This is a genomic window from Methanoregula sp. (assembly GCF_049690535.1).
Classification (GTDB): domain Archaea; phylum Halobacteriota; class Methanomicrobia; order Methanomicrobiales; family Methanospirillaceae; genus Methanoregula.
The window spans coordinates 1-7,407 of record NZ_JBAVMX010000129.1 but is presented as its reverse complement, the minus strand read 5'-3'; the positions used below and the strand labels follow the sequence as shown (position 1 = coordinate 7,407).

The following is a 7,407-nucleotide window of genomic DNA, read 5'->3' as shown; positions in this document are numbered from 1 at the left end:
GTTGTTTGCAGCCTGAATAGTATCAAGTGTGCTGTCTCCACATACCGGAAGAACCAGTGTTCCTATGGTTACGAGAAAGAACAGGAAAACCACGTATGCGGGACGCGGGATACCGGGGGAAGATCTTGTTCTTGTACCCGAATAAGGGGGTCTTCTGCATCCTGTAAAATCCCGGATATCCAAACATGCTGGGGGGCATATCATTCTGACCATTGCATTTCCTCAATCTGGTAGTAAATTTTTTTACTACTTTTTTACTAAGTATTTACCCGGGGCCTAAAAAGGTATTGGGTAACACAGTTTTTCACCTCAAGTGGCATCCCGACATGACTTCAGGTGCAAATGGGGTTCAGGGACAAAGACAGCAAAGTAGTAAAATTTTTAACAACTCAATGTGCACTATTGATTTATGGAAAGCATTCCGGCTCCTCTTGTAAAATCACTCAACGAGCTCGGACTTTCAACATATGAAGCGAATGTCTACGCCGCGCTGGTTCTGTATGATAATGCAGAAGCAAAAGATCTTGTCGAATATCTCTCCATCTCAAAACCAAGTGTGTACGAAGCGCTGGATCATCTGGCGGAAATGGGACTGGCGGTAAAGCGGATCTCAAAACCGGCACGATACAGCGCGGTTTCACCTCATATGGCCATCGACCTGCTCATGGGTAACCATCAGAAAGCGGCCAATATGGCACTGGTGGCGCTGGAAAAACTGGAAACTGAAAAGGTGCAGACCGAGAAAGAGGAGGCCCTCTGGACCATTTATGGCGATAAGAGCATCGAGTATAAGATCCGTGATCTTTTCGGGAAGTCAAAAAGCCATATCTGGTGTATGATCGGAGAGCGATATCTTCCGTTCATTGAAAATATACAGATAAAGGATGTTTCCCTGTTGCTTCTCGTGATATCCGACACACCGGGTCTTGAGAGAAAATTGCGGAAACAGTTCCCGGGAAAAAACGCAGATATCCATGTGATCTCCTCGGAAAAATTCGCAGTCCCTCCTCCTTTTGCCCCCCCGGAATTTGAGGAGATCCATAAACTGATGCGAGTCGAAAATACGCTCGAACTAATCATTGATGACGAGGAACTTCTGATGATCCCGCCGTTTTTCTCCAGTACGGTTTCAGTCCTCAATACCCGGAACAAGGGTGCGGTCCTCCATATGAAACTCTTCAGCCAGTTCAACTGGAAGCGCCTCATCGATGGAGTGGAATTTCCCTTTCCTCCGCATCTCCGCAGGAAAAAGCGGGTGTGATCAGCCGGCATGGCAGAGTACTGAGGGGCGGGAGCATGTAATATGCCTGCCACCTTTTATGAAGAGACGAATGTACAGGTGCATGCTCACGCTCTGAATTTACTCGGATGCTGGTGCCAAGATATGTCCGGGTTGTGACGCCTGCCTGTCAGTACCCTGCCCTCAAAAATGCATTCATCCAATCACTAAATACCACATGTGTTCCACAATGTATATATTTATACAAAACAGAATAACCGGGCATGCAGACCAAGATCCTCCTTGATGAGGAGCAGATACCCAGGAAGTGGTATAATATTCAGGCAGACCTGCCCTCTCCTCTCGATCCCCCGCTCCATCCCGTCACCCACAAGCCAATCGGCCCGGATGACTTAAAAGCGATCTTCCCGATGGAACTGATCCGCCAGGAAGTAACCACAGACCGTTATGTAGATATCCCGGAAGAAGTCCGGGATGTGCTCAGGCTCTGGAGACCAAGCCCGCTCTACCGGGCCCACCGGCTGGAAAAATTCCTGAAGACCCCGGCAAAGATCTACTACAAGTGGGAGGGCGTCAGCCCAGCCGGGAGCCACAAGACCAACACGTCCATCCCTCAGGCTTACTATAATATGAAGGCCGGCATTGAGCGTATCGCGACGGAGACCGGGGCCGGGCAGTGGGGTTCAGCCCTTGCCTTTGCGACGATGCTCTATGATCTGGAGTGTACCATCTACATGGTTCGGTCGAGTTACACCCAGAAACCGTACCGGAAATCGATGATGCATGTCTGGGGAGCGGAGTGCATCCCCAGTCCCAGTACAAAGACGAATTCCGGGCGGGCAGTCCTGGAAAAGGACCCTGAGACACCGGGCGCGCTTGGCATTGCCATATCAGAAGCGGTCGAAGATGCAGCAACTCATGCCAATACCAACTACGCGCTCGGGTCGGTGCTGAACCATGTCTGCCTCCACCAGACCGTCATCGGGCTCGAATGCCGTGAGCAGCTCGCCATGGTCGATGACTATCCTGACGTGGTGATTGGATGCGTAGGCGGCGGCTCCAACTTTGCCGGCATCTCGTTCCCGTTTGCCGGCGACAAACTCACGGGAAAGCACAAGGACATCGACATCATCGGAGCCGAGCCTGCCTCCTGCCCGAGCCTCACGAAGGGCCTGTATACGTACGACTTCGGGGACGTGGCCGGTCTCACACCTCTCATGAAGATGTTTACTCTCGGTCATGACTTCGTCCCGCCTGCCATGCATGCGGGGGGTCTCCGCTACCATGGCGATTCGCCGATCGTCTCACGTCTGGTTCATGACGGTGTGATGCGTGCGGTGGCCTATCACCAGAGCGAGGTGTTCGAGGCAGCCCAAACCTTTGCCCGCACCGAGGGGATCATCGTCGCCCCGGAGACGTCTCACGCGGTGAAAGCCGCAATAGATGAGGCGCTCGCGTGCAAAAAGACCGGGGAGGACAAGACGATCCTCTTCAACTGCTCAGGTCACGGCAACTTTGATATGACCGCCTACGATGCATTCTATAGCGGCGAGCTGGTGGACTACGAATATCCTGATGAGCTGATCAAACAGGCGATCGGTCGGATCCCGAAAATTTCCTAAAAATCTTTCTTTTTATGCGCCGCATCGGTTTTCTCATCAATCCTGTCGCTGGCATGGGCGGGTCTGTCGGTCTCAAGGGGACTGACGGAAACGTGGACGAGGCGCGCCGCCGCGGGGCCCGGCCCCGGGCACCGGCCCGGGCGGCCATCACTATCCGTCACCTTACCTCCGTCCCGGATCTTTTTTTTGTTACCTGTTCCGGGGAAATGGGTGAGGCAGTCCTTCGTGCGTGTGGTGAAACCCATTACCGGGTCGCATACCGGAACCCGGGGACCAGCACTGCGAAAGACACAAAAAGAGCCATCTCCGCTTTCCTTCAGGAAGGTGTCGATCTGATCCTGTTCTGTGGCGGTGATGGCACGGCACGGGATGTTTTTGAGGCTGCACAACAGGCTGTCCCGATCCTCGGGATTCCTGCAGGTGTGAAAATGTACTCCGCGGTATTCGCGCTCGATCCGGCTGCAGCTGCAGCTCTCATCTCGGAACCCTATGGTATTCAGGATGCAGAGGTGATGGATGTCAACGAAAAAGCGTACCGTGACGGGGTGCTCGATACGCACCTGTTCGGCATTGCCCGGGTACCGGCCCGTGCCCACATGACGCAGGTCGCAAAACAGGTATTCGAGGAAGCAGATGAAGACCGGGCAAAAGAGGAGATCACCCGGTTCTTAAAGGAAGTGATGCTACCCGGGGTGCTCTATATTATCGGGGCCGGCACGACAACGGAGGCGATCGCCCGGCAACTGGGGATCAAAAAAACCCTGCTCGGTGTAGATGCAGTCATTGACGGAAGGCTTCTGGCATCAGACGCGGACGAGAAAACCCTCCTTGATCTTGTTAGCAGGTATCCTGAAACGAAGATCATCATCAGTCCTATCGGTGCCCAGGGTTTTATCCTCGGCCGGGGAAACCAGCAGATCAGCGCATCCGTAGTCAGAAACGTTGGACTGCATAACCTGATCATTGCCGCAACGCCGCACAAACTGCGGGAGACCCCGTTTTTGTATGTGGATTCCGGAGATCCGGTACTCGACCGCGAATTCGGGGACTCAGTCCAGGTTATTTCCGGCTACCGGATTGCCCAACGGAAGAAGATCTCCCGGTCCTTGTAATGCACTGGTACTCCCGCATCCATATGATACAGGGGGGCTAAAAAAAAGAGATTTGGGACGGAGTATCCCGTTCCGGCAGGGTTTACCCGAGGGGCGCAATGGTTTTTTTGTACATTTCATTGAGTACCTGTGCAAGGCCCGCGTAGATCGCGAGGAACCCGCAGAGAATCCCTTCATATCCTGCGATCACAGTGATGGATCCGTTCCCGGTGGCCTCACCGATGGCGAGCAGGAAGAACAGGATCGCAAGTGTTCCAAACACCATCTGGAGGGCGCGATTCGCCTTCAGAGTCCCGACAAACATGACCAGCGTGAAGATCCCCCACATCGCAAGATAGGCCGCCATGGAAGTCGCATCCGGAGCAGCGGCAAGGCCCAGTTTCGGGAGCACCAGCAGGGCGACAAGCGTCAGCCAGAACGCCCCGTAGGAGGTGAACGCGGTCGCCCCGAACGTGTTGTTCTTTTTCCATTCCTCGATGCCAGCGATGATCTGTGCAAGGCCTCCGTAAAAGATCCCCATGGCGAGGATCATTGAACCGAGTGCAAAGAAGCCTGCATTATGCAGGTTCAGGAGCACAGTGGTCATGCCGAACCCGAGCAGCCCGAGAGGTGCCGGGTTTGCTGTCATATCCAGATTTTTCACGCTCGTTGCCTGTTGGGTGGTTTCAGTCTGCATTTTTTAATCTCCGTTTGTAGTTTATTCCCTTCATGTTGTAATTCAGCCGTCGTTACCAGGTTCTTTAACTCTCATTCTTCGAGTGTCGAGACATCCCCGGGATCCATGCCAAGCTCTTTTGCCTTCAGCACCCGGCGCATGATCTTGCCGCTACGGGTCTTGGGCAGTTTGTCGACGTATTCGATCTCATGCGGTACAGCGATGGGCCCGAGCGTCATGCGCACGTGGTAGATCAGATCCTGAGTCAGTTTTTCACTTGGCTTGTTCCCTACCCTGAGAATGACAAAGGCCTTGATCGCATTCCCCTTGATGGTATCAGGTTTTCCAATCACCGCGGCTTCTGCCACCGCATGGTGGGAAACAAGCGCACTTTCCACTTCTGCAGTCCCGATATTATGCCCGGAGACGATGATGATGTCATCGGCCCTGCCGATCACCATGATGTACCCGTCCTTTCCCTTGACCGCAAGATCCCCCGCAGCATAGACTCCCGGGATGGTCTCCCAGTACTTCCGGTACCGCTCGTCGTTTTTGTATACAGTACGCAGCATAGACGGCCACGGTCTTTTGATCACAAGGAAGCCTCCTGTGCCCGGGCGCACTGACGTTCCGTTTTTGTCCACAACGTCCACTTCGACACCCGGTATTGCCTTCCCCACAAAACCCGGGCGCATCGGCTCGCCGACCATTGTTGTGATCATCTGCATACCGGTCTCTGTCTGCCACCAGGTATCCACGACCGGGCACCTGTTCTTCCCGATCACCCTGTAGTACCACTCGAACGCCTCGGGGTTGAGCGGTTCCCCGACGGATCCAATGATACGCAGGGAACTGAGGTTGTACTTGTCGGGCCACGCCTCCCCCACTTTCATGAAGGTCCGGATTGCGGTCGGGGCCGTGTAGAACACCGAGATCTGCTGCTCATGGATCAGTTTCCACCAGCTGCCAGCATCCGGGTAGTCCGGAGTGATCTCTGAGATAAACACGGTGGCCCCGACAGCAAGTGGGCCGTACACGATGTAGGAATGGCCGGTGATCCAGCCGGGGTCCGCCGTGCACCAGTAGATGTCCCTCTCCTTAAGATCAAAGACAACCTTTGTGGTGTAGTATGTCCCGACCATATATCCCCCGCAGGTATGGACAACACCTTTTGGGGTCCCGGTAGACCCGCTCGTGTAGAGGATGAAGAGCGGGTCTTCAGCGTCCATCACTTCGCAGGGACAGTCCGGAGGTACATCCTCCATAATCCCATAGAAATCATGTTCCCTCCCTGGGCGGATTTCAACCGGTGGTTCTCTGCGTCTCCGGTAAATAACGACGTGTTCCACTGAAGGTGCGTTAACTATTGCATCCTTGACAATGGTGATCAGGGGGATCGCCTTGCCGCGCCGGATCGAGATATCGGAAGTGATCACTACTTTTGCTTCTGCATCATTGATCCGCATGTTCAGTGCAGTGGTTCCGAAACCGGCAAAGACGACGCTGTGGACGGCCCCGATGCGGGCACAGGCAAGCATTGCGATCAGCTGCTCGGGCACCATGGGCATGTAAATACAGACCCGGTCACCCTTTTTCACGCCCAGTTTTTTGAGGCCGTTCGCAAACTTCATGACTTCGCCCAGCAGGCGCTGGTACGAATATACACGCTCCTTTCCCTCCTCTCCCCGCCAGATCAGGGCCACCTTGTTACGGCGTTCTCCGGTCACATGGCGGTCGAGGCAGTTGGCGGTGATGTTCAGCTGTGCGTTGACAAACCATCTGGCATAAGGATACTTCCACTCACAAATCCGGTCCCAGGGCCGGATCCACTCGAGCTCCAGGGCAATCTGCTCCCAGAACGCATCGGGATCGGAAAGGAATCTCTCATAGGTTTTCTGGTAGTCACCTATCCATGAGGCACGCTTGTACTCCACATCAGGTGTATAGTACTTCGCGTTCTCCACGAGTTTAACATCGAAGTCTTCGTTCATCTCTCCCCCAATTTTACACTATTAATCATGTCAAATTGCTATATAAATTTTAGTGGTAAGGGGATATCCCCGGACAGTGAATTTATTTGTATATATAAAAACCTCTCTTCAGTGACCTGATGCTGCAAAAAAATACATTAAAACTCCGATTTGCGCGTGGATCCACCAAAAAAAGAAAATACAAGAATCATTATCTATCGGTGTCTTTCAATATTGTATCAATGCTGGAAAGAATGAAGGGATGTATGCTCGGGGCTGCGGTGGGTGACGCCCTTGGCATGCCAAACGAGAGCACGATGCCCGGCCTTACCAAGATGAGGTACGGGTACCGCAGGGCATACAAGGGCCATCCCAATGATAGTCTGGCAGCCGGCCAATACACAGATGACACCCAGATCATGATCCTTGTGGCAACGCTGCTTGCAGATGGCCGGTATACTGACGAACGGTACGGGCTTGCCTTAAAAGAGTTCTACTCCCGTGAGGCACTCCGGTTCCCGGACGGTTCTGTGTCCGCAGCCTGCGAACATATGTTCTCAGGAAAGGCCCACTCCTGTGGTGTAAAATCCACGACCGCAGGTTGTCTCCCCCCGGCGCTCCCGTTCGCCCTTGCATATCCTGATATCCATGAAGGAACTGAGCGGGCCGTACGGGCCTGCTCGATAACCCATACCCACCCGGCAGCCCACGCCGCGGTCTCGACATTTATCACGCTGCTGTACCACGCGGTGCATGAACTCCCCGACCCTGTCGGGAAGGCCCTGCAGCAGGCACAGAACGAGGACGA

General features: G+C 53.9%; 6 protein-coding genes. 4 read left to right on the top strand and 2 right to left on the bottom strand.

Annotated elements, in window-relative coordinates:
* Positions 1 to 409 precede the first annotated feature (409 nt).
* From WCE46_RS10315 to WCE46_RS10305, 3 genes are all read left to right on the top strand, one after another.
* The gene (locus tag WCE46_RS10315) at positions 410 to 1,261 is read left to right on the top strand and encodes a TrmB family transcriptional regulator (protein ID WP_424733632.1); all 852 of its coding nucleotides are present in this window, start codon (positions 410 to 412) and stop codon (positions 1,259 to 1,261) included.
* A gap of 242 nt (positions 1,262 to 1,503) precedes the next feature.
* Positions 1,504 to 2,862 carry a TrpB-like pyridoxal phosphate-dependent enzyme gene (locus WCE46_RS10310; protein ID WP_424733631.1) on the top strand — a complete coding sequence of 453 codons (1,359 nt, stop codon included), beginning with the start codon at positions 1,504 to 1,506 and terminating at the stop codon, positions 2,860 to 2,862.
* 14 nt (positions 2,863 to 2,876) lie between these two features.
* Positions 2,877 to 3,974, top strand: coding sequence for an ATP-NAD kinase family protein (locus WCE46_RS10305; protein ID WP_424733630.1), 1,098 nt, complete (start codon positions 2,877 to 2,879; stop codon positions 3,972 to 3,974).
* 82 nt (positions 3,975 to 4,056) lie between these two features.
* Here the strand turns inward: WCE46_RS10305 and WCE46_RS10300 are convergent, their stop codons facing one another.
* On the bottom strand, positions 4,057 to 4,650 hold the full coding sequence (locus tag WCE46_RS10300; protein ID WP_424733629.1) for an acetate uptake transporter: 594 nt from the start codon (positions 4,648 to 4,650) through the stop codon (positions 4,057 to 4,059).
* 71 nt (positions 4,651 to 4,721) lie between these two features.
* Positions 4,722 to 6,620: an acetate--CoA ligase gene (acs, locus tag WCE46_RS10295; RefSeq protein ID WP_424733628.1), complete on the bottom strand. Its 1,899-nt coding sequence runs from the start codon at positions 6,618 to 6,620 to the stop codon at positions 4,722 to 4,724.
* A 245-nt stretch (positions 6,621 to 6,865) separates the two neighbouring features.
* Between acs and WCE46_RS10290 the strand changes: the two genes are divergently transcribed.
* Positions 6,866 to 7,407: ADP-ribosylglycohydrolase family protein (locus WCE46_RS10290; protein ID WP_424733627.1), on the top strand; the 542-nt coding region annotated here is incomplete at its 3' end.

Bases quoted from the DNA above. Each gene is read 5' to 3' on its own strand.
- WCE46_RS10315 (WP_424733632.1), top strand. From the start codon at position 410: ATGGAAAGCATTCCGGCTCCTCTTGTAAAATCACTCAACGAGCTCGGA.
- WCE46_RS10310 (WP_424733631.1), top strand. From the start codon at position 1,504: ATGCAGACCAAGATCCTCCTTGATGAGGAGCAGATACCCAGGAAGTGG.
- WCE46_RS10305 (WP_424733630.1), top strand. From the start codon at position 2,877: ATGCGCCGCATCGGTTTTCTCATCAATCCTGTCGCTGGCATGGGCGGG.
- WCE46_RS10300 (WP_424733629.1), bottom strand. From the start codon at position 4,650: ATGCAGACTGAAACCACCCAACAGGCAACGAGCGTGAAAAATCTGGAT.
- acs (WP_424733628.1), bottom strand. From the start codon at position 6,620: ATGAACGAAGACTTCGATGTTAAACTCGTGGAGAACGCGAAGTACTAT.